This is a genomic window from Actinoplanes sp. NPDC049681 (assembly GCF_044465265.1).
In the GTDB taxonomy this organism is placed as follows: Bacteria; Actinomycetota; Actinomycetes; order Mycobacteriales; family Micromonosporaceae; genus Actinoplanes.
Window position 1 is genome coordinate 24957 of record NZ_JBITLP010000005.1, and the last position, 18907, is coordinate 43863.

Genomic DNA, 18907 nt, shown 5'->3' on the forward strand with positions numbered 1-18907 from the left:
GGCGCGGCGGGGGGCTGGGGGGGGGGCCCCCCCCCCCCGCCCCCCGCGCCCGCCGCCCCCCCCCCCCCCCCCCCCCGCCCCCCCCCCGCTCGGGTCAGACGAAGATGTCGAGGATCATCACACAGGCGAACCCGACCACCGAGATGATCGTCTCCATGACGGACCACGTCTTGATGGTCTGCCCGACGGTCATCCCGAAGTACTCCTTCACCAGCCAGAACCCGGCGTCGTTGACGTGCGAGAAGAACAGCGAGCCGCTGCCGATCGCCAGCGCCAGCAGCGACACCTCGGGCTTGTCGAGGGTGGCGGCCAGCGGCGCCACGATGCCGGCGGCGGTGATCGTCGCGACGGTGGCCGAGCCGGTCGCCACCCGGATGCCGACCGCGACGAGGAAGCCGAGCAGCAGGGCCGAGATGTTGGCGTCCTTCGCCGCGTCCGCCACCACGTTGCCGACGCCGGCGTCCACCAGCACCTGCTTGAACCCGCCACCGGCCGCCACGATGAGCAGGATGCCGGCGATGGGCGGCAGCGCGCCGCCGAGCACCGACGAGGTCTGCGCCCGGTCGAAGCCGGCCCGCTTGCCCAGCGTCCACATCGCCAGCAGCACGCCGAAGAGCAGCGCGACCACCGGCGTGCCGAGCACCTCGAAGACCTTCCGCAGGCCGGTGCCCTCGTCCAGGACGAGCTCGGCGACGGCCCGCAGAAGCATCAGCACGATCGGCAGCAGCACGGTGAGCACCGCCGGCCAGAAACCGGGCCCGCTCCGCCCGGCGGGCAGGCCGGCATCGACGGGCTCGTCCGGCTCGCGGGCGCCGGCATTGGCGAGGTCGTCACGGTCGACGAAGTCCTGACCGCCCACCGGGCCCGAGCCGGGACGGTCCCCCACGGCCGCCCGCTCCCGGGTCGCGCCGGTCATCAGCGCGCCGGCCGGCACCGCCACCGGCACCCGCTTGGCGATGAAGTTACCGAAGACCGGGCCCGCCACGATCACCGTCGGGACGGCGCAGATCAGTCCGAACGCCAGCGTGAGCCCCAGATCCGCGTTGAGGTTCGCGATCGCCACCAGCGGGCCGGGGTGCGGCGGGACCAGACCGTGCAGCACCGACAGCCCGGCCAGCGCCGGAATGCCGATCTTCAGCAACGGTACGTCGGTGCGCTGCGCCACCAGCAGCACGATCGGCACCAGCAGCACGACGCCGACCTCGAAGAACAGCGGCAGGCCGACGAGCGCGGCGACACCGGCCATCGCCCAGGGCAGCGCCGAACCGGAGAACCGGCGGACGATGGTGCCGACGATGCCGTCGGCGCCGCCGGACTCGGCCAGCAGCGCGCCGATCATCGAGCCCAGCGCGATCAGCAGGCCGACGCTGCCGGCGGTGCTGCCGACCCCGGCGGTGAACGAGGTGACCGTGTCGCCCGGCGCGGCGCCGGCGACGATCCCGAGCACGGCCGCGCCCAGGATCAGAGCGAGGAAGGGATGCCACTTCGCCCACGCGATGAGCAAAATGACCACGGCGATGCCGAGCACCGCGGCGAGGATCAGTTGGCCGGTACCGGCAGAGGTGATGGCCTCCGCCGCCAGCACAGGAGCGGCGTGCGCTGTCATGGGCGAGCCGTACCCGGATCGAGGGAAATCGAATCACGGTCGGGCCGGCACCCGGCTGATCAGCGCTCGAGCGGCAGCCCCGCCCGGAGCAGATCGAGGGCGCGGTCCAGCGCCACGAACTCGTGCTCCTCGAAGGACATCTCGCCGGGGGGCAGCGCCGCCAGGCAGACGCCCATCACGGCGCCGGCCAGGACCCGGGCCTGGAAGTCGTCGGCCGGCAGCCCGGCTCGCTCCGCGACGGCGGCGGCGAGCTGGCCCATGGTCGACGTGTACTGGTGCAGCGCCCGGGCACGCAGGTCGTCGACGGAGAGCAGGATGCGCTGCCGGCGGCGCTCCACGGCCCAGTCGTCGGCGGCGATGGCGCTGAAGACCTGCCGGATGGCGAGCTTGACCGCCTCGACCGGGTGCGCGTCCGCCGGCTGGTCCCGCAGCGCCTGCAGCAGCAGCGGGTCGTAGTCGTCGGCGAGGACCACGTCCTCCTTGGCCGGGAAGTAGCGGAAGAACGTGCTCGGCGAGACGTCCGCCGCCTCGGCGATCTGGTCGACCGTCGTGGCGGCGTACCCCTGTTCCTCGAAGAGCCGCAGCGCGTGCTCGCGGATCGCGGCGCGCGTCCTGGCCTTCTTGCGTTCCCGAAGTCCCGGCGACGTCATACCGTCGATTCTGCCGCCGGCTGCGGCGGTACGGGCGCGAGGGGGACGTCCGGCGCGTGTCGCGGGCGGCCGGGCAGGAAGATCGCCGCCAGTACCGCTCCGGCCGCCGCGACTACGCCGGCGACGAGCAGCGCCGTACCCATGCCGTCGGTGAAGGCCGACCGGACCACGTCGAGGGCGCCCGGATCACCGAGCCGGGAAGCCACCGCCATGCCCGCCGAGACGCTGTCGCTTGCGGCGCCCGGCAGCCCCGAGCCGTCGATCCCGTCGCGGTACGCCGCGTTGAGCACCGTGCCGAGCACCGCCACCCCAACCGCGCTGCCGACCTGCCGCAGGGCCTGGATCAGCGCCGAGCCGACGCCGCTGCGCTCCCGCGACAGCGCGCCGAGCGCCGCGTTCATGGCCGGCGGCATGGTGAAGCCGAGGCCGATCCCGGTGACGGTGATCCAGCAGGCGACGTACCCGTAGCCAGTGTCCGGTCCGGTGGCCGTGCCCGCGAACAGCCCGGCCGCCATGAGCACCAGGCCGGCCGGGACGACGATCCTGGCACCGAGCCGGGGGTCGAGCCGTCCGGCGATGCGCGCGCCGGCCATCAGCCCGCCGATCACCGGCAGCAGCCGCAGGCCGGTGCCGAACGCGTCGTTGCCGCGGACCGCCTGGAAGAACAGCGGCAGCGCGAAGAGCAGGCCGAACATGCCGAAGCTGGCCACCGTGGCCAGGATCGAGCCCCAGGTGAAGGCGCGGGACCGGAACAGGGCGAGGTCGATCAGCGGTGCCGGCGAGCGCCGCTGCCACAGGACGAAGGCGGCCATCACCACCGCGCCGGCGGCGATGGTCAGCAGCGAGCGCGGGTCGGCCCAGCCGCGTTCGCCGGCCTCGATGATCCCGTACGTCAGCGCGACCAGGCCGGCCGCCGACAGCGCGACGCCGGCCAGGTCGGGGCGCCGGGCCCGGTCACCGTGCGACTCGGGCACCCACAGCGCGACGGCGACCAGGCCGGCGACCACCAGCGGCAGGTTGATGAGGAAGACCGAGCCCCACCAGAAGTGGTCGAGCAGCCAGCCGCCGACCAGCGGGCCGAGCGGGATGCCGAGGGTGTTCGCGGTGATCCAGACGGTGAGCGCGCGGCTGCGCTCCCCCGGCTCGAAGATCACCGTGAGGACGGCGGCGCTGAGCGGCATGATCACCGCCGCGCCGAGGCCGAGCGCCGCGCGGGCGGCGATCAGCTGCCCGGAGGTCGTCGCGTACGAGCAGGCGGCCGAGGCCAGGCCGAAGATCGCCAGCGCGCCGAGCAGCAGGCGCTTACGGCCGAGGCGGTCGCCGAGCATCCCGGCCGGGAGCAGGGCCGCCGCCAGGACCAGCAGGTAGGAGGTGGTGAACCACTGGAGGTCCCCGGTCGAGGCCCGCAGGTCGCCGGCGAGCGTCGGCAGCGCCACGGACAGCACGGTGCCGTCCAGGCCGATGGCGATGGTGCTGAGCGAGAGCGCGGCGAGCGCCCACCAGCGCGAAGTGGAAGTAGCCATGAAATGACAGTAACTCTCAAAAGCTACCGACGGTCAGAATGTGAGATGCGTCATCATCGAGCGGTGAACGACTTCGCCCGCACGCTGGGCCTGCCGGGCCTGGCCGACGTGCACACCCATTTCCTGCCCGAGCGGATGCAGCGGCGCGTCTGGGCGCACTTCGCCGAGGCGGGGCCGCTGATCGGCCGCGAATGGCCGATCCGCTACCGCGGCACGGAGGCCGAGCGGGTCGCCGAACTGGGCCGGCTGGGCGTACGGGTCTTCTCCGCGCTCGCGTACGCCCACCGCCCCGGCATGGCCGCCGACCTCAACGCATGGACGCTGGACTTCGCCGCCCGCACCCCGGGCTGCCTGCCCAGCGCCACCTTCTTCCCCGAACCGTCCGCGACCCGCGACGTCCGCGACGCGCTGGACCGCGGCGCCCGGATCTTCAAGCTGCACCTGCAGGTCGGCGGCTTCGACCCGCGCGACGACGCCCTGCACGACGCGTGGGGGCTGCTGGCCGAGTCCGGCACGCCGGTGATCGTGCACGCCGGCTCCGGCCCGGTCCCGCACGGCTTCACCGGCCCGGGCCCGATCGGCGAGGTCCTCGCCCGCCACCCGCGCCTGACGATGATCGCCGCGCACCTGGGCGCACCCGAGTACACCGGCTTCCTCGAGCTGGCCGAGCGCCACGAGCGCGCCGGGCTGGACACCACGATGGCGTTCACGGGCTTCTTCGAGGACATGGCGCCGTTCCCCCGCGACCTGCTCCCCCGGCTCCGCGACCTCGGCCTGGCCGGCAAGGTCCTGCTGGGCAGCGACTTCCCGAACATCCCCTACCCGTACGCCCACCAGGTCGACTCCCTGGCCGCGCTGGGCCTCGGCGACGACTGGCTGGCCGCGGTCTGCTGGCACAACGCGGCCCGGCTGTTCGGCCTCTGACGGCGCGTTCGGCAGGCCGCGCGTGCGCCGCTGTGTCACGATCACATCGACCGCGCGCCCGGGGAGCGACGCGTGCTGGCAGGGGAGGTGACCGGCGACGATGAAGAAGGCCGTCGGCTGGATCGTGCTCGTCCTGCTCATCTTCTACATCGGCACCAATCCCGGTCCCGCGGCGGACATCGCGCGGGGCATCGGCGACGGCGTCGCGGAGGTGTTCCGCAACATCGGCGTCTTCTTCTCCGACCTGGCGTCCTGACCGCCGTGCGGGTGGTCTGCGCCGGCCTGGCCACCGTCGACCTCGTCCAGCGCGTCGAGCGGCTGCCCGGCGCCGACGAGAAGGTCGAAGCGCTCTCCGCCGAGGTCGCGGCCGGCGGCCCGGCCACCAACGCGGCGGTCACGGCCGCCGCCCTCGGCGCCGACGTCGTGCTGGTCACCGCCGTCGGCGCGCACCCGCTCGGCGATCTGATCCGCGCGGACCTCACCGCCTGCGGAGTGACGCTGATCGACGCCACGCCGGACGCCGCCGCAGCGCCGCCGGTCTCCGCGGTCACCGTTCTCGAAGGCACCGGGCAGCGCAGCATCGTCAGCCGTAACGCGCGGGGCGCGGCGGTGGGCGTACCGGAGGGTCTGCGGGAAGCCCTGGCCGCCGCGGACGCCGTGCTGGCCGACGGGCATCACCCGGCACTGGCCCGGGCCGCCGCGCGCAGCGGGCGGCCGCTCGTGCTGGACGCGGGAAGCTGGCGCGAGGTCTTCGCCGAACTGCTCCCCCGGGCCGCGTTCACCGCCTGCTCGGCCGCCTTCCGCCCGCCCGGCGACCTGCCGGTGGAGCAGTCGTTGCGAGCTCTGGGCGTCCGCCGTGGAGCGATCACCCGCGGCGCGGACCCGGTGCGGTGGTGGTCCGGCGACGACGCCGGCGAGATCGAGGTGCCGCCGGTCGACGCCGTCGACACCGCCGGCGCGGGCGACGCCTTCCACGGCGCGCTCGCCGTCGCGGTCGCGCGCGGCGCCGGCACGACCGAGGCCCTGCGGTACGCGGTCACGATCGCCGGCGTGCGCGTCCGGCACCGCGGCCCCCGCTCCTGGCTGGCCGCCCTGGAAAATCGGTCGTGACGACGGGCGGCCGCCCCTAGCATCGGCGGTATGCACGCCAGGATGGTGACGACGACGCCGGGACACCCCGGCGTACGTTCGCGCTGATCCTTCTTCGAGCGACGACACGGCCCCGGGCGAGATGCCCGGGGCCGTCGTGCGTCCCGGCACCTCCCCGGCCACGATCCCAGGGAGACCACCATGCCCGCCGACCACCGCAGACTCGGGCGCGAGCTCGACGTCTTCGACTCCGACCCGCTCATCGGCGCCGGGCTGCCGTTCTGGCTGCCCGAGGGCGCCGCGGCCCGCCACGAGGTGGAGTCGTACGTCCGCGACCTCGAACGCCGCGCCGGCTACCGCCACGTGTACTCGCCGGCGCTGGGCAAACGGCAGCTGTACGAGCTGTCCGGCCACTGGTCCCACTTCGCCGACGACATGTTCCCGCCGATGCACCTCGGCGCCGGTGACGACGCGCTGGTGCTGCGGCCCAGCCTCTGCCCGCACCACGCGCTCGTCTACAAGGCACGGCAGCGCTCGTACCGGGACCTGCCGTTGCGCATCGCCGAGCTGGGCACCATGTACCGCGCGGAACGCTCCGGCGTGCTGGGCGGCCTGGCCCGCGTACGGTCCATCTCGCTCAACGACGGGCATGTCTTCTGCGCCCCGGAACAGGCCGGCGCGGAGGTGGCCGGGGCGCTCGGGCTGCTGCGCCGGGCCCACGAGGCACTCGGCCTGGACGTCTCGTCGTACCGCCTGTCGCTGCGCGGCGACGGCGGCAAGTACGCCGGCGACGACGAGTCCTGGCAGCGGGCCGGCCGCCTGCTGCGCGAGGCGCTCGACGACGCCGGCGTACCGTACGCGGTGGCGCCGGGCGAGGCCGCGTTCTACGGGCCGAAGATCGACGTGCAGATCGCCGACCCGGCCGGCCGGGAGTCCACCCTGTCCACCGTCCAGGTCGATTTCCACCAGCCGGCCCGCTTCGACCTGTCCTACCGCGACGCCGCGGGCGGCCGGTCGCGGCCGGTGATGGTGCACCGCAGCCTCGTCGGCTCGTTCGAGCGGCTGTTCGCGCACCTCGTCGAGGCCCACGCCGGGGCGTTCCCGGTCTGGTACGCCCCGGTGCAGCTCGCGGTGCTACCGGTCGCGGCCGGCCAGCTGCCCGCGGCCGACGCGTTCGCCGGGGAGGCGGTCGCCGCCGGCCTGCGGGCCGAGGTCCGCGCGGACGGCACCGTCGGGGCGCGGATCCGCGAGGTGGCCCGGCGGAAGATCCCGTACGCCGCGGTGATCGGCGCCAAGGAGGCGCCGGGCGAGGTGGCGCTGCGCCTGCGCGACGGCCGGCACCTTCCCGCCCGGCCGGGCGGGCAGGCGATCGAGCTGATCCGCGACGCGGTGGCCGCGCGGACCTGACCGGTCAGGCGTTGCCCAGGGCCTCGAGGAGGCGCTTGTGGTTCGCGTCCAGTTCCTCGGCGCTGACGTCGGCGTTCGCCCGGGCGAAGTCGAAGTCCCCCATGTCGTGCGCCGCGAAGACGTGCACGTGGGCATGGGGGACCTCGAAGCCGGCCACGATCAGCCCGACCCGCGGCGCGTCGAAGGCCCGCTTCAGGGCGGCCCCGACGGTGCGGCTCACGGTCATCAGGTGGGCGACCAGCTCCGGCTCGAGGTCCGTCCACTCGTCGACCTCGTCCCGCGGCACCACCAGGGTGTGCCCCGGGGTCAGCGGTGCGATGGTGAGGAACGCGGCGACCCGGTCGTCGGACCAGACGATCCGGCCGGGCAGCTCGCCGTTGATGATTCTGGAAAAGATCGTCGGCATGCCCACCATGACATCACGCCGCCGGGGGCGTGAGCTTCCTGCACCCGCCGGGGCACCCGTGGCCGCGTCTGGCCGGCCCTCGCGGCGGTGGCGGTCGCCGGGGTGGCCGCCGTGTCGGCCGCGCGGAGCCGGGCACCTGCCCAAGGGGGCGGCCACGATCAACGCCCGGCTGCCCTCCGGGCAGGTCGTCACCGGCGCCCACGACGGCGACATCTTCCTGATCTGGGCGCCGGGCGCATCCGTGCGAGGCGCCCGGCTCACCGCGGCCGGGCCGGACGGATCGATCGTCGACACGGCCACCGCCCCTGACGCTGCTACCTAGTCCACGGCCGGTCAGGCGATCCGCACCAGGTTCTTGCCGACGCCGTCGCCGCGCATCATGGCCAGGAACGCCTCCGGCGCCGATGCCAGGCCCTCGAAGATCGTCTCGCGGTGTTTGATGCGGCCGTCCGCGAGCGCCGGCGCCACGTCCTCGACGAACTGGCTACGCAGGTCGCCGTGGTCGCGGACGAGCATGCCGCGCAGGGTCAGCCGTTTGGCGATGACCTCGGCGAGGTTGCGCGGCGCCGGCGTGGGCTCGGTGGCGTTGTAGACGCTGATCATGCCGCAGACGCAGATCCGGCCGTGGACGTTGAGGGCCGCGATCGCGGCCTCCAGGTGGTCGCCCCCGACGTTGTCGAAGTAGACGTCGATGCCGTCGGGGGCGGCGGCACGCAGCTGATCGACGACGGGGCCGTCGTGGTAGTCGAACGCCGCGTCGAAGCCGAGCTCGTCGCGCAGGTACGCCACCTTCTCCGCCGACCCCGCGCTGCCGATGACCCGGGCGGCGCCCTTGAGCCTGGCGAGCTGGCCCACGACCTGGCCGACCGCCCCGGCGGCGCTGGAGACGAAGACGACGTCACCGGCCTTGAACTCCGCGCTGCGCAGCAGTCCGGCGTACGCGGTGAGCCCCGTCATGCCCAGCACGCCAAGGTACGCGCCCAGCGGCGCCACGGACGGGTCCACCTTCGCCGCCGACTTCGCGGGCACGAGGGCGTACTCGCGCCAGCCGAGGCCGTGCAGCACGATGTCACCGGGTTTGAAGCCGTCGGCCTCGCTGGTGACCACCTCGCCGACCGCGCCGCCGTCGAGCGGCTCCCCCACCTGGAACGGCGGCACGTACGACTTGCGGTCGTTCATGCGGCCGCGCATGTATGGGTCGACGCTCATCAGCAGGTTGCGCACGAGCAGCTGCCCCGGTGCCGGGTCCGGCACCTCGGTGCGGGCGGTCTCGAAGGTCTCGGCGGTCGGCCAGCCCTGCGGGCGCGCGGCGAGACGGATCTCGGTCGATTGGACACTCATGTGCCGACCCTAGACCCGGCTCCCCGTCACCCGGGCCCTCCGCCGGGCCAGGGCGACGAAGATCATGATCAGACGGTACGGGCGAGCCGGTCGGCGAGCAGCTTCGCGAACCGCGCCGGGTCGGCCAGGTCGCCGCCCTCGGCCAGCAGCGCCGTGCCGTACAGCAGCTCGGCGGTCTCGGGCAGGGCCGGGTCGTCGGCCTGCCGTGCGTACGCGTCGCGCAGCGCGCTCACCAGCGGGTGCTCGGGGTTGAGCTCGAGGATCCGCTTGACCGGCGGCACCTGCTGCCCCATCGCCCGGTACATCTTCTCGAGCGTCGGCGTGATGTCGTCGGCGTCGCTGACCAGGCAGGCCGGCGAGGTGGTGAGCCGGGTGGACAGACGCACCTCCTTGACCTCGTCCAGCGTCTCGCCCAGCCAGGTCAGCAGCGGCGCGTACTCGCCGGTCCGCTCCTCGGAGGGTTTCTCGTCCGTGGCCAGGTCCACGGAACCACGCGCGATCGACTGGAGCTTTTTGCCGTCGTACTCGGGCACGGCCTCGACCCAGATCTCGTCCACCGGGTCGGTGAGCAGCAGCACCTCGTACCCCCGGGCCTTGAACGCCTCCATGTGCGGCGAGTTCTCGACCTGGGCCCGGCTCTCGCCGGTCATGAAGTAGACGGCTTCCTGCCCCTCCTTCATCCGCGAGACGTAGTCGGCCAGCGTGGTCGGCTCGTCCCCCGCGGTGGAGGCGAACGACGCGACGTCCAGGATCGCCTTCTGGTCGTCGGCCTCGCCGAGCAGGCCCTCCTTGACCGCCCGGCCGAACTCGCGCCAGAAGGTGCGGTACTTCTCCGGGTCCTTGGTCATCAGGTCCTTGACGGTGGAGAGGACCTTCTTCGCGAGCCGGCGCCGGATCATCTGGATGTGCCGGTCCTGCTGGAGGATCTCGCGGGAGATGTTGAGCGACAGGTCGGCCGCGTCGACGACGCCCTTGACGAACCGCAGGTAGTCGGGGATCAGCTCGCGGCTGTCGTCCATGATGAACACGCGCTTGACGTAGAGCTGGATCCCCCGGCGGGCATCGCGCTGGAAGAGGTCGTGCGGCGCCCGGGACGGGATGAACAGCAGCGCCTCGTACTCGAAGGTGCCCTCCGCCTTGAGGTTGATGATCTCGAGCGGGTCGGTCCAGTCGTGGCTGACGTGCCGGTAGAACTCGGCGTACTCCTCGTCCTTGACCTCGGACCGCGGCCGCGCCCACAGGGCCTTCATGGAGTTGAGCGTCTCCGGCTCGCCCTCGGCCTTCAGCAGCCGGATGGGGAACGAGATGAAGTCGGAGTACCGCTTGACGATCTCCCGGATCTTCCACTCGTCGGCGTAGTCGTAGAGCGCGTCCTCCTCGTCCTTGGGACGCAGGTGGACGGTCACGGCGGTGCCGATGGGCGCGTCCGCGACCTCCTCGATCGTGTACGTGCCCTCGCCGGCCGACTCCCAGCGCGTACCCGTGTCCTCGCCGGCCTTGCGGGTGACCAGGGTGACGTTGTCGGCGACCATGAACGTGGAGTAGAAACCGACGCCGAACTGGCCGATGAGCTCGGCCGACTCCTTGTTCTCGCGGAGCTGGCGCAGCATCTCGGCGGTGCCCGACCGGGCGATCGTGCCGATGAGGCCCACGACCTCGTCGCGCGACATGCCGATGCCGTTGTCGCGCACGGTCAGCGTGCGGGCGTCCTTGTCGGCCTCGATCTCGATGTGCAGGTCGCCGTCGCGCAGCGCCTCGTCGTGCAGGCCGGCCAGGCGCCGCTTGTCCAGGGCGTCGGAGGCGTTGGAGATCAGCTCGCGCAGGAAGATGTCCTTGTTCGAGTAGATCGAGTGGACCATCAGCTGCAGGAGCTGGCGCGCTTCGGCCTGGAACTCCAGCGTCTCGGTGCTCATGTCATCCCTCCGTGCGTGCTTTCCGGGTTCGCCGCCGGCGAACTCCCTTCCCGCCGCTGATCGTATGACCCGCCGTGGATCTATCCGAAGGGGTTCCCGTCCGGCACGGCGGGCCAGCTCACCGAGTTCGGGCCGGGCAGGCCGCCGGTGCCGGGCTCCCACGGGAAGTCGTGGCCGCCGTCGTCATCCGGTTCGGACTTCGCCGGGATCGGCTCGGCCGGCACCTCGGTGGCCGGTGTCGTGACCGGAGGTGCGGCGGGCGTGGTCGCCGGCGTGGTGGCGGGCGTCGTGGCCGGGACGGTGGCGGGCGTCGTGGCCGGGACGGTGGCCGGCGTCGTGGCCGGGACGGTGCCCGGCGTCGTGGCCGGGACGGTGCCCGGTGTGGTGGCGGGCGGCCTGGTGGGCCGGTGCGGCACCGGCCGGGTGGTGGCCTTCGTGGGCGTCGGTACCGGGGGGCGCACCACCACCGGCGGACGGGGGACGGTGGTGGCCGGTTGCGGCGCGACGGGGCCCGGGGCCGGCGCCGTGCCCGTCGTGGCGGCGGCGCCCGCGGCAGCCGTCGTCGCCGCGGTCGTCGCCGGGGTCCACGGCGTCAGCGTCCGGATCCGGGACGGGGCCGGGGTTCGCACGCCGGGCCGCTGCAGCGGGGTAAGCCCCGGGCGCGCGGCGACGCCGGGGCGGGCGGCGGCGCCCAGCGCCTCCTCGGCGCCCGCGATCACGGCTCGGCCGCCCGGCGGGGGCGCACCCCCGTGATCGTCCACGGCGCCCACCATCACGGCGCCCGTGCCGGACACCAGGCACACCAGCGCCATGCATCCGATGATGTTCTTTTCCCGCCTCGTCAACTCAACCATGAAACCGTCATACAGGTATGAACCGGACTCCATAGCGTGTTCTGCCTTATTTCCCTCCGTGTCGCCGACGAGTGCAACTCCGCCGGTGATTACTCGCGGTGAGTAAGCCCGGCTATTGCGGCCCGACGACTACTCTGTGTATCTTTCTCTCGTCTCGGCGGCACCGTGCTGTCGAGTTCTGACGGGGGAATTACGTGAGGTTGAGCGAGATGGCAATGGCTACTGCCATCACGATGAGTGTTGCTGGCCTTTCTTACGCTGCGCTCAGCACGGGTCCCGTCACCAGCACCGCCGTCAAGGTCTCGAACCAGGCGTCGTGCCGCACCGTCGACGGGGCGATCGTCGCGTACGTGGCCCAGCACGGCGCGGCCCCCAAGCGGACGGCCGACCTGAAGCCGTACGTGAACGGCGACATCTCGGCGTACCGGATCGTCCGGGGACAGGCAGCCGGGCCCGGCTGCGCCTGACCCGCGGAAGCCGTCACGCCGCCACCGGCGGCGCGTTGATCGGCTGATGGACAGACGCACCCTGCTGACCGGGGCCGGAGCCGCCGTCGCGATCGCGGCCGTCGGCGGGTACGCCCGGTCGCGCTACGCCGCCGAGCCGGTCGTACCCGGCGCACCCGTGGGCGACGAGCGCCTCGAGCAGCGGCATTCGCCCGCCCGCGGCCGTACCGTCGACTTCTACACCGCCGTCCCGGCCGGGCACGGCGACGGGCGCGGCCTGCCGGTCTGCCTGATCCTGCACGGCGCCTCCAAGACCGCCGCGGACTTCCCCGCACTCGGCCTGGGCCGGTTCGTGACCGACTCGGTCCGCCGGGGCAACGCGCCGTTCGTCCTGGCCGGCGCCACCGGGGGCCGGCTCTCCTGGCGGCCGTCCGGCAGCGACGACCCGCAGCGGATGGTGCGCGAGGACATCCCGGCCTGGTGCGCCGAGCGCGGCTTCGACACCGGCCGGTTCACGGTGGCCGGCTGGTCGATGGGCGGCTACGGCGCCCTCCTGTTGGCCGAGACCTTCCCCGGTCTCGCCCGGGCGGTCGCCGCCTTGTCGCCCGCCGTGTCGCCCGGGGATGAGGTCTTCACTCACGTGGCGGCGCTGCGCGGCGTCCCGGTCGGATTGTGGTGCGGCATCGGCGACGGCCTGCTCACCGACGTACGGGCGCTGGAGCGGGCGTTGCCGCAGCCCAAGGCGGCCGGGGGGTACACCGGCGGCCGGCACAACTTCGCCTACTGGAGCACGTGCCTGCCCGCCGCGTTCGACCTGGTGGCGCGAGTGAATGGCTAGAGGCCTTTACCGGGCGGTCGCGGCTTCCGTAGCGTCATTACTCAGTGCAACGGTTCCACACGCTCGGAGGAAACCATGCGTCGTGCCGCCGTCCTCTCCGGATCCTTCCTCGCCACGCTCTGGATCGCCGCGCCCGCGCAGGCGTTCGCCCACAACAACGTGCAGAACGCCAATCTGCACGCCCTGCTCGACGGGCTCACCCTCGCCGTGGTGTCCGCGCCGGTCTGGACCGCCCTGCTGTGGCGGGGCCCCCGCCGCCTCCTGCTCGCCGCCCTGGTCGCCGTCGTCCAGGTGCCCGTGGCGGTCATCGGGTTCATGCCGGCCGTGAACCCGTATCTGCACCTCACACTCTTCGTCCTCGCGCTCGCCCTGACCGGGATCTCGCTGCGGCTGGCCCGCCGCGGCGCGCTCAGCGCGCCGGAACCGGCCCGCGACCGGCGGTGATCCACTCGCCGGACGGCGCCCGGACGGCCAGCCCCGACACCGGGGAGTCCGGGCCCGGACCGGCCCGCAGCACCCGCACCACCGGGCAGCCCTCGGTCTCGCGATGCCAGAAGCCGCCCGGGTCCCGCACCGACGACCAGCGGCAGTGCTCCTCGTCCGCCCAGCCCCAGGCGATCAGGACGTCCCGGCCGCCCATCGAGTACCGCCCGGCCGAGGCGACCCGGTCCCCCTCGGTGCGGTGGAAGAACTCGGCGTGCAGGCCCGGGACCGGGACACCCTCGAAGGCGGCGTTCGCGACCGTCCGGTGCGGGGTGTAGGTGTCAAGATCGGGAAGTGGCACCGGCCGACCCTGCCACGCCGGCCGCCGGTTCACCGGCACGGACACGGGCCCGCACCCCTTCGGGGGACCGCCGGGTGCGGCAGACTGCGGGTCATGCGCCTGGTCTCCCTGCTGCCGTCCGCCACCGAGATCGTGTACGCCCTGGGCCTCGGCGACGACCTCGTCGGCGTCACGTTCGAGTGCGACGAACCACCGCAGGCGCGGCGGGACAAGGCGGTCGTGGTCGGCGGCCGGGACACCCGCGGCATGTCGCCCGCCGAGATCGACGCGTACGTGAAGACGCAGATGGCGGCCGGCGCCGACCTGTACACCCTGCATGCCGGAGCGCTGGCCGGGCTGGATCCCGAGCTGATCCTCACCCAGGACCTGTGCCGGGTGTGCGCGCTGCCGTCCGGTCACGTCTCCGGCGCGCTGGACCACCTCGGCTGCCGGGCGGACGTGCTGTCGCTGGACCCGTACTCCCTGGAGGAGGTGCTGGCGACGATCGTCGAGGTGGGAGAGCGCGCCGGGGTGCCGCAGCGGGCCGCCGCGCTGGTGTCGGGGCTGCGCGCCCGCCTGGACGCCGTGGCCGAGGCGGTCGCGGGACGGCCACGGCCGCGGGTCGCGATCGTCGAGTGGGTCGACCCGCCGTTCACCGGCGGGCACTGGGTGCCGGACCTGGTGGCCGCCGCCGGCGGTGAGCCGGTGGCGGCGCGGCCGGGCCGGCGTTCGGTGGAGACCACCTGGGCCGAGCTGGCTGCCGCCGCCCCGGACGTCGTGCTGGTCACCCCGTGCGGGTTCCATCTGGCCGGCGCGGTCGAGCAGGCCGCCCGGGTCGTGCCGCACTTCCCCGCGGCCCAGGTGTGGGCGGTCGACGGCGACGGCCTGATCGTGCGCCCCGGCCCGCGGCTGGTCGACGGGGTCGAGGCCGTGGCGGCGATCCTGCACCCGGACGCGGTCCCGGCCGCCCCGCCGGAGGCGATCCGGCGGGTGCGCTGAGGACGGTCAGGCGCTGGCCGAGGCGGGGCGGCGGAGGATGCGCCGGGCCTGGCGTACGCAGACCGCGGGCGTCGAGTCCGCGACAGCCGCCGTGGTGACGGCTGCCCGGCGGGCCCGCTCGGCGCGCCACAGCCACGTGATGTCCAGGCCGAACGACCAGACCAGGGAGATCGCGACCGCGGCCACCGCGACGAGCAGCACGGCGTCGGGCAGCAGCCGCGCCGTGGCGACCACGAGGACCACGCCCTGCACCGCCGCGACGACCTTGCGGGAGAACCGCGGCGGGAGGGCCGAGTCGAGCCACGGCGCCGCCCAGGTCGCCGCGACGAAGGCGTAGCGGAAGGCGCCCAGCGCCACGGCCCACCAGCCGAAGGTCTCGGCGACGAACACGCTCAGCACCAGGGCGAGGATGGAGTCGACCTCCATGTCGAAGCGGGCGCCGAGGGCCGTCGTGCTGTTGGTGCGGCGCGCCACCTGGCCGTCGACGGCGTCCAGCGCCAGCGCGACGGCGACCAGGCCGACCAGGACCGGCAGGGTCACCGGGCGCTGGAAGGAGGTGACCACCAGGGCGGTCACCGCGCCGACGAGCGTCGCGCGGGCCAGGGTCACCGTGTTCGCCGGGCCCAGCGCGGTCATCCCCGCGCGGCGCAGGCCCGTACGCAGGAGCATGCAGAGCACGACGGCGTAGGTCGTACCGGCGAGCCAGCCGGCGAGGCTCAGCCCCGACGTCGCTGCCAGGACGGCCATGAGCACGACCTGGACGGCCACGCCCACGAGCGGCCCCCGCCCCGAACGAGCCGTCATCGTGCCGATACTCATAGTCACTCTGCCTCCGGATCCGCAAGATCGGGTCCCGCGTATGGTTGCCGCAGTCCCCCGAGAACACGCGCCATCGCCACGTTCGGTTCACCGGTCCGAGGAGAATCCACCCCATGACACGTACGGCCCAGGCGTTCTGGTTGGCCACGCCGGGCGAAGGCGAGATCCGGGAGGTGGCGTTGCCGCAGCCCGGCCGCGGCGAGGTGCTGGTCCGCACACTGCATTCCGGGGTGAGCCGGGGCACCGAGACGCTCGTGTTCCGCGGCGGCGTGCCGGAGAGCCAGCACGCGGCCATGCGCGCCCCGTTCCAGGACGGCGAATTCCCCGCCCCGGTCAAGTACGGCTACCTCAGCGTCGGCGTCGTCGAGCACGGCCCGGAGCACCTGCTCGGCCGCACGGTGTTCTGCCTCTACCCGCATCAGACGCACTATGTCGTACCGGCCGAGGCGGTCACCGTCGTGCCGGCGTCCGTTCCACCGTCGCGCGCGGTGCTCGCCGGCACGGTGGAGACGGCCCTGAACGCGCTGTGGGACGCCGCGCCCCTGGTCGGTGACCGGATCGCCGTGGTGGGCGCCGGCATGGTGGGCGCGAGCGTCGCCGCGATCCTGTCCCGCTTCCCCGCCGCGAAGGTGCAGCTCGTGGACGCCGACCCGGCGCGGGCCGAGGTCGCCCGGGCGCTGGGTGTGGGGTTCGCGCTGCCCGCCGACGCCACCGGCGACTGCGACCTCGTCGTGCACGCCAGCGCCACCGCGGCCGGCCTGACCCGCTCGCTCGAGCTGCTCGCGCCGGAGGGTACGGTCATCGAGCTGAGCTGGTACGGCGATCGCGAGGTGGGCGTACCCCTCGGCGAGTTCTTCCACTCCCGCCGCCTGACGATCCGCAGCAGTCAGGTCGGCGGCATCGCCCCGGCCCGGCGCGGGCGCCGCTCGTACGCCGACCGCCTCGCCGTCGCCCTCGACCTGCTCGCCGACCCGGTGTTCGACACCCTGCTCACCGGCGAGTCGGACTTCGCGGACCTGCCCTCGGTCATGCCCCGGCTGGCCGGCGGGGAGCTGCCCGCGATGTGCCACCTGATCACCTATCCGACAGGAGAGTGAATGTTCAGCGTCACCGTCCGTGATCACATCATGATCGCCCACAGCTTCTCCGGCGAGGTCTTCGGACCGGCGCAGAAGCTGCACGGCGCGACGTTCGTCGTGGACGCCACCTTCAAGCGCCCCGAGCTCGACGCGGACAACATCGTGGTCGACATCGGCCTGGCGAGCCAGGAGCTGCACGCCATCTGCGGCGCCCTGAGCTACCGCAACCTCGACGACGAGCCGGACTTCCGGGGGATCAACACCTCCACCGAGTTCCTCGCCAAGGTGATCGCCGACCGGCTGGCCGGCAAGGCCGCGGACGGCGGACTCGGCGCCGGGGCGAGCGGGCTCACCGGCATCGCGGTGACGCTGCACGAGTCGCACATCGCGTGGGCGAGCTACGAGCGGGACCTGTGACCTCACCGCTGCATGTGGTGCTGCCGGGCGACATCGACGACCCGGCGGCGCCCAGCGGCGGCAACACGTACGACCGGCGGGTGCTGACCGGCCTGGCCGCGACCCGCGAGGTGCACGAGATCGCGGTCGCGGCGCCGTGGCCGTATCCGTCGGAGCAGGACGCCGCCCGCCTCGCCGGCCGGCTGCGGACGCTGCCGGACGGGGCCACGGTGCTGCTCGACGGGCTCGTCGCCGCCGCCGTACCCGAGGTGATCGAGGGTGAGGCCACCCGGCTGCACCTGGTCGTGCTCGTGCACCTGCCCCTCGGCGACGAGACCGGGGCCGCGCCGGCGCTGCCCGCCCGCGAGCGCCGCACGCTGCACGCGGCCCGTGCCGTGGTGGCCACCAGCACCGGCGCTGCCCGGCGGATCGAGGCGCTGCACGACCTGCCTGCCGGCAGCGTGCGGGTGGCCCCGCCGGGTGTCGACCCGGCGCCGCCGGCCACCGGCAGCGCCACCGGTGGGCGGCTGCTGTGCGTGGCCGCCGTGACACCTCGCAAGGCCCAGGACGTGCTCGCCGAAGCGCTGCGTACCCTCGACGACCTCGACGCGAGGTGCGTCTGCGTGGGCGCGCTGGACCGCGACCCGGACTTCACCGCCCGGGTACGCGCCCGCGCCGGGGACCGGATCCACTTCGCCGGCACCCGCACCGGTGCCGCGCTGGAGAGCTCGTACGCCGCCGCCGACCTGCTCGTGCTCCCGTCGCTGGCGGAGACGTACGGGATGGTCGTCACCGAGGCGCTGGCCCGGGGCATCCCGGTACTCGGCACCCGGGTCGAGGGCGTGCCCGAGGCGCTCGGGCAGGCCCCGGACGGCACCGTGCCGGGTGGGCTGGTGCCGCCCGGCGACGTACAGTCCCTGGCCACGGCCCTGCGAAGGTGGCTGACCGACGCGGAGCTGCGCCGGTCGTGGCGGGCCGCCGCCCGGGCCCGCCGGGCCGGCCTGCGCGGCTGGGACGAGACGACACGACGACTGAGTGAGGTACTGCCCTGATGACCGGAGAGTTCAGCACCGACTGGCTGAGCCTGCGCGAGCCGGCCGACGCCGCCGCCCGCGCCACCGACCTGCCCGGCCTGCTCCCGGTCGACGGGACCCTGGTGGTGCGCGACCTCGGCTGCGGCACCGGGTCGATGGCGCGGTGGCTCGCGCCCCTGCTGCCGGGTCCGCAGCGGTGGATCCTGCAGGACCGCGACCCGGCGTTGCTGGCGTACGCCGCCGCGCACGCGCCCTCCTCGGCCGCCGACGGCAGCCCGGTCACCGTCCAGACGGTCGAGGCCGATGTGACCACGCTCACCCCCGGGGACCTCTCCGGGGTGTCCCTGGTCACCTGCTCGGCGCTGCTCGACCTGTTCACCGCCGACGAGGTCACCGCGCTCGCCGACGTCTGCGTGGCCGCCGGCACTCCCGCCCTCTTCACCCTCTCCGTCGACGGCGAGGTGACGTTCGACCCGCCGCACCCGCTGGACGCCGAGGTCTCCGCCGCCTTCAACGAGCACCAGCGCCGCGAGACCGGCGGCCGATGGCTGCTCGGGCCGGAGGCGGTCGGCGCCGCGGCCGAGGCCTTCGCCAAGGCGGGCGCCGCGGTGACGACCCGGCCGAGCCCGTGGCGGCTCGGCGCGGACCGCGCCGGGCTGATCGCGGCGTGGCTGCGCGGCTGGGTCGGCGCGGCCGCCGAGCAGCGCCCCGACCTGCCCGTCGGCGACTATCTGGCGGCCCGGCTGGAAGCGCTGGAGGCCGGGACGCTGACGGTCACGGTGGGGCATCAAGATCTTCTGGCGCAGAAAGACTGAACCGC

General features: G+C 73.9%; 22 protein-coding genes. 13 read left to right on the forward strand and 9 right to left on the reverse strand.

Features of this window, described 5'->3' with window-relative positions; all coding sequences use genetic code 11:
- Positions 1-94: 94 nt before the first annotated feature.
- From ACIBO8_RS18385 to ACIBO8_RS18395, 3 genes are read right to left on the reverse strand one after another with little or no spacing between them, the layout of a single operon-like run.
- Positions 95-1606 (reverse strand): GntP family permease, encoded by a 1512-nt coding sequence (locus ACIBO8_RS18385; protein ID WP_396116429.1) that lies wholly within the window; start codon positions 1604-1606, stop codon positions 95-97.
- A 59-nt stretch (positions 1607-1665) separates the two neighbouring features.
- Positions 1666-2256: a TetR family transcriptional regulator gene (locus ACIBO8_RS18390; RefSeq protein ID WP_396116430.1), complete on the reverse strand. Its 591-nt coding sequence runs from the start codon at positions 2254-2256 to the stop codon at positions 1666-1668.
- Positions 2253-3779 carry a DHA2 family efflux MFS transporter permease subunit gene (locus ACIBO8_RS18395; RefSeq protein ID WP_396116431.1) on the reverse strand — a complete coding sequence of 509 codons (1527 nt, stop codon included), beginning with the start codon at positions 3777-3779 and terminating at the stop codon, positions 2253-2255. Before ACIBO8_RS18395 ends, ACIBO8_RS18390 begins: the two co-directional genes overlap by 4 nt.
- A 45-nt stretch (positions 3780-3824) precedes the next feature.
- On the opposite strand from ACIBO8_RS18395, the gene ACIBO8_RS18400 reads away from it, so the two are divergent.
- From ACIBO8_RS18400 to thrS, 4 genes are all read left to right on the forward strand, one after another.
- The gene (locus ACIBO8_RS18400; protein WP_396116432.1) at positions 3825-4703 is read left to right on the forward strand and encodes an amidohydrolase family protein; all 879 of its coding nucleotides are present in this window, start codon (positions 3825-3827) and stop codon (positions 4701-4703) included.
- Positions 4704-4803: 100 nt separating this feature from the next.
- On the forward strand, positions 4804-4959 hold the full coding sequence (locus ACIBO8_RS18405) for a hypothetical protein (protein WP_396116433.1): 156 nt from the start codon (positions 4804-4806) through the stop codon (positions 4957-4959).
- A gap of 5 nt (positions 4960-4964) precedes the next feature.
- Complete coding sequence (locus ACIBO8_RS18410; RefSeq protein WP_396116434.1) at positions 4965-5813, forward strand: PfkB family carbohydrate kinase; 849 nt, start codon at positions 4965-4967, stop codon at positions 5811-5813.
- A gap of 180 nt (positions 5814-5993) precedes the next feature.
- On the forward strand, positions 5994-7199 hold the full coding sequence (thrS, locus tag ACIBO8_RS18415) for a threonine--tRNA ligase (RefSeq protein ID WP_396116435.1): 1206 nt from the start codon (positions 5994-5996) through the stop codon (positions 7197-7199).
- A gap of 4 nt (positions 7200-7203) precedes the next feature.
- On the opposite strand, the gene ACIBO8_RS18420 is transcribed toward thrS, so the two are convergent.
- Positions 7204-7605, reverse strand: a complete 402-nt coding sequence (locus ACIBO8_RS18420; protein WP_396116436.1) for an HIT family protein — start codon at positions 7603-7605, stop codon at positions 7204-7206.
- Between ACIBO8_RS18420 and ACIBO8_RS18425 the strand changes: the two genes are divergently transcribed.
- Positions 7604-7927 (forward strand): hypothetical protein, encoded by a 324-nt coding sequence (locus tag ACIBO8_RS18425; protein WP_396116437.1) that lies wholly within the window; start codon positions 7604-7606, stop codon positions 7925-7927. The two genes, ACIBO8_RS18420 and ACIBO8_RS18425, sit on opposite strands and share 2 nt — an antisense overlap.
- Before the next feature lie 11 nt (positions 7928-7938).
- Here ACIBO8_RS18425 and ACIBO8_RS18430 read toward each other — a convergent pair whose 3' ends face one another.
- The 3 genes from ACIBO8_RS18430 to ACIBO8_RS18440 form a co-directional block, all read right to left on the reverse strand.
- Positions 7939-8946: an NADP-dependent oxidoreductase gene (locus tag ACIBO8_RS18430; protein ID WP_396116438.1), complete on the reverse strand. Its 1008-nt coding sequence runs from the start codon at positions 8944-8946 to the stop codon at positions 7939-7941.
- 68 nt (positions 8947-9014) lie between these two features.
- Complete coding sequence (gene htpG, locus ACIBO8_RS18435) at positions 9015-10859, reverse strand: molecular chaperone HtpG (RefSeq protein WP_396116439.1); 1845 nt, start codon at positions 10857-10859, stop codon at positions 9015-9017.
- A gap of 80 nt (positions 10860-10939) precedes the next feature.
- Positions 10940-11671, reverse strand: coding sequence for a hypothetical protein (locus ACIBO8_RS18440; protein WP_396116440.1), 732 nt, complete (start codon positions 11669-11671; stop codon positions 10940-10942).
- Positions 11672-11946: 275 nt separating this feature from the next.
- Between ACIBO8_RS18440 and ACIBO8_RS18445 the strand changes: the two genes are divergently transcribed.
- The 3 genes from ACIBO8_RS18445 to ACIBO8_RS18455 all read left to right on the forward strand — a co-directional run bounded on the left by ACIBO8_RS18445 (position 11947) and on the right by ACIBO8_RS18455 (position 13441).
- Positions 11947-12180 (forward strand): hypothetical protein, encoded by a 234-nt coding sequence (locus ACIBO8_RS18445; RefSeq protein WP_396116441.1) that lies wholly within the window; start codon positions 11947-11949, stop codon positions 12178-12180.
- Positions 12181-12226: 46 nt separating this feature from the next.
- Complete coding sequence (locus tag ACIBO8_RS18450; protein WP_396116442.1) at positions 12227-12997, forward strand: alpha/beta hydrolase; 771 nt, start codon at positions 12227-12229, stop codon at positions 12995-12997.
- 75 nt (positions 12998-13072) lie between these two features.
- Positions 13073-13441 carry a hypothetical protein gene (locus tag ACIBO8_RS18455; protein WP_396116443.1) on the forward strand — a complete coding sequence of 123 codons (369 nt, stop codon included), beginning with the start codon at positions 13073-13075 and terminating at the stop codon, positions 13439-13441.
- Here the strand turns inward: ACIBO8_RS18455 and ACIBO8_RS18460 are convergent.
- Complete coding sequence (locus ACIBO8_RS18460; protein ID WP_396116444.1) at positions 13407-13781, reverse strand: hypothetical protein; 375 nt, start codon at positions 13779-13781, stop codon at positions 13407-13409. The two genes, ACIBO8_RS18455 and ACIBO8_RS18460, sit on opposite strands and share 35 nt — an antisense overlap.
- A 93-nt stretch (positions 13782-13874) precedes the next feature.
- On the opposite strand from ACIBO8_RS18460, the gene ACIBO8_RS18465 reads away from it, so the two are divergent.
- Complete coding sequence (locus tag ACIBO8_RS18465; RefSeq protein ID WP_396116445.1) at positions 13875-14759, forward strand: ABC transporter substrate-binding protein; 885 nt, start codon at positions 13875-13877, stop codon at positions 14757-14759.
- A 6-nt stretch (positions 14760-14765) separates the two neighbouring features.
- On the opposite strand, the gene ACIBO8_RS18470 is transcribed toward ACIBO8_RS18465, so the two are convergent.
- Entirely contained in the window at positions 14766-15563 is a 798-nt protein-coding gene (locus ACIBO8_RS18470) for a CDP-alcohol phosphatidyltransferase family protein (RefSeq protein ID WP_396116446.1), read from the reverse strand.
- Between the two features lie 128 nt (positions 15564-15691).
- Here ACIBO8_RS18470 and ACIBO8_RS18475 point away from each other — a divergent pair, with 128 nt between their 5' ends.
- The 4 genes from ACIBO8_RS18475 to ACIBO8_RS18490 are packed head-to-tail and all read left to right on the forward strand — an operon-like array spanning position 15692 to position 18902.
- Positions 15692-16675, forward strand: coding sequence for a zinc-binding alcohol dehydrogenase (locus ACIBO8_RS18475; RefSeq protein WP_396116447.1), 984 nt, complete (start codon positions 15692-15694; stop codon positions 16673-16675).
- A complete protein-coding gene (locus ACIBO8_RS18480) occupies positions 16676-17074 on the forward strand; it encodes a 6-pyruvoyl trahydropterin synthase family protein (protein ID WP_396116449.1) in 399 nt (132 codons plus the stop codon).
- Positions 17071-18105: a glycosyltransferase family 4 protein gene (locus ACIBO8_RS18485; protein ID WP_396116450.1), complete on the forward strand. Its 1035-nt coding sequence runs from the start codon at positions 17071-17073 to the stop codon at positions 18103-18105. The genes ACIBO8_RS18480 and ACIBO8_RS18485 overlap by 4 nt, the downstream gene beginning before the upstream one ends.
- Entirely contained in the window at positions 18105-18902 is a 798-nt protein-coding gene (locus ACIBO8_RS18490; protein ID WP_396116451.1) for a methyltransferase domain-containing protein, read from the forward strand. The genes ACIBO8_RS18485 and ACIBO8_RS18490 overlap by 1 nt, the downstream gene beginning before the upstream one ends.
- Positions 18903-18907: the final 5 nt, after the last annotated feature.

Coding starts and splice junctions, on each gene's coding strand:
- ACIBO8_RS18385 (WP_396116429.1), bottom strand. CDS start 1,606: ATGACAGCGCACGCCGCTCCTGTGCTGGCGGCGGAGGCCATCACCTCT.
- ACIBO8_RS18390 (WP_396116430.1), bottom strand. CDS start 2,256: ATGACGTCGCCGGGACTTCGGGAACGCAAGAAGGCCAGGACGCGCGCC.
- ACIBO8_RS18395 (WP_396116431.1), bottom strand. CDS start 3,779: ATGGCTACTTCCACTTCGCGCTGGTGGGCGCTCGCCGCGCTCTCGCTC.
- ACIBO8_RS18400 (WP_396116432.1), top strand. CDS start 3,825: ATGCGTCATCATCGAGCGGTGAACGACTTCGCCCGCACGCTGGGCCTG.
- ACIBO8_RS18405 (WP_396116433.1), top strand. CDS start 4,804: ATGAAGAAGGCCGTCGGCTGGATCGTGCTCGTCCTGCTCATCTTCTAC.
- thrS (WP_396116435.1), top strand. CDS start 5,994: ATGCCCGCCGACCACCGCAGACTCGGGCGCGAGCTCGACGTCTTCGAC.
- ACIBO8_RS18425 (WP_396116437.1), top strand. CDS start 7,604: ATGCCCACCATGACATCACGCCGCCGGGGGCGTGAGCTTCCTGCACCC.
- ACIBO8_RS18420 (WP_396116436.1), bottom strand. CDS start 7,605: ATGCCGACGATCTTTTCCAGAATCATCAACGGCGAGCTGCCCGGCCGG.
- ACIBO8_RS18430 (WP_396116438.1), bottom strand. CDS start 8,946: ATGAGTGTCCAATCGACCGAGATCCGTCTCGCCGCGCGCCCGCAGGGC.
- htpG (WP_396116439.1), bottom strand. CDS start 10,859: ATGAGCACCGAGACGCTGGAGTTCCAGGCCGAAGCGCGCCAGCTCCTG.
- ACIBO8_RS18440 (WP_396116440.1), bottom strand. CDS start 11,671: ATGGCGCTGGTGTGCCTGGTGTCCGGCACGGGCGCCGTGATGGTGGGC.
- ACIBO8_RS18445 (WP_396116441.1), top strand. CDS start 11,947: ATGAGTGTTGCTGGCCTTTCTTACGCTGCGCTCAGCACGGGTCCCGTC.
- ACIBO8_RS18450 (WP_396116442.1), top strand. CDS start 12,227: ATGGACAGACGCACCCTGCTGACCGGGGCCGGAGCCGCCGTCGCGATC.
- ACIBO8_RS18455 (WP_396116443.1), top strand. CDS start 13,073: ATGCGTCGTGCCGCCGTCCTCTCCGGATCCTTCCTCGCCACGCTCTGG.
- ACIBO8_RS18465 (WP_396116445.1), top strand. CDS start 13,875: ATGCGCCTGGTCTCCCTGCTGCCGTCCGCCACCGAGATCGTGTACGCC.
- ACIBO8_RS18470 (WP_396116446.1), bottom strand. CDS start 15,563: ATGACGGCTCGTTCGGGGCGGGGGCCGCTCGTGGGCGTGGCCGTCCAG.
- ACIBO8_RS18475 (WP_396116447.1), top strand. CDS start 15,692: ATGACACGTACGGCCCAGGCGTTCTGGTTGGCCACGCCGGGCGAAGGC.
- ACIBO8_RS18480 (WP_396116449.1), top strand. CDS start 16,676: ATGTTCAGCGTCACCGTCCGTGATCACATCATGATCGCCCACAGCTTC.
- ACIBO8_RS18490 (WP_396116451.1), top strand. CDS start 18,105: ATGACCGGAGAGTTCAGCACCGACTGGCTGAGCCTGCGCGAGCCGGCC.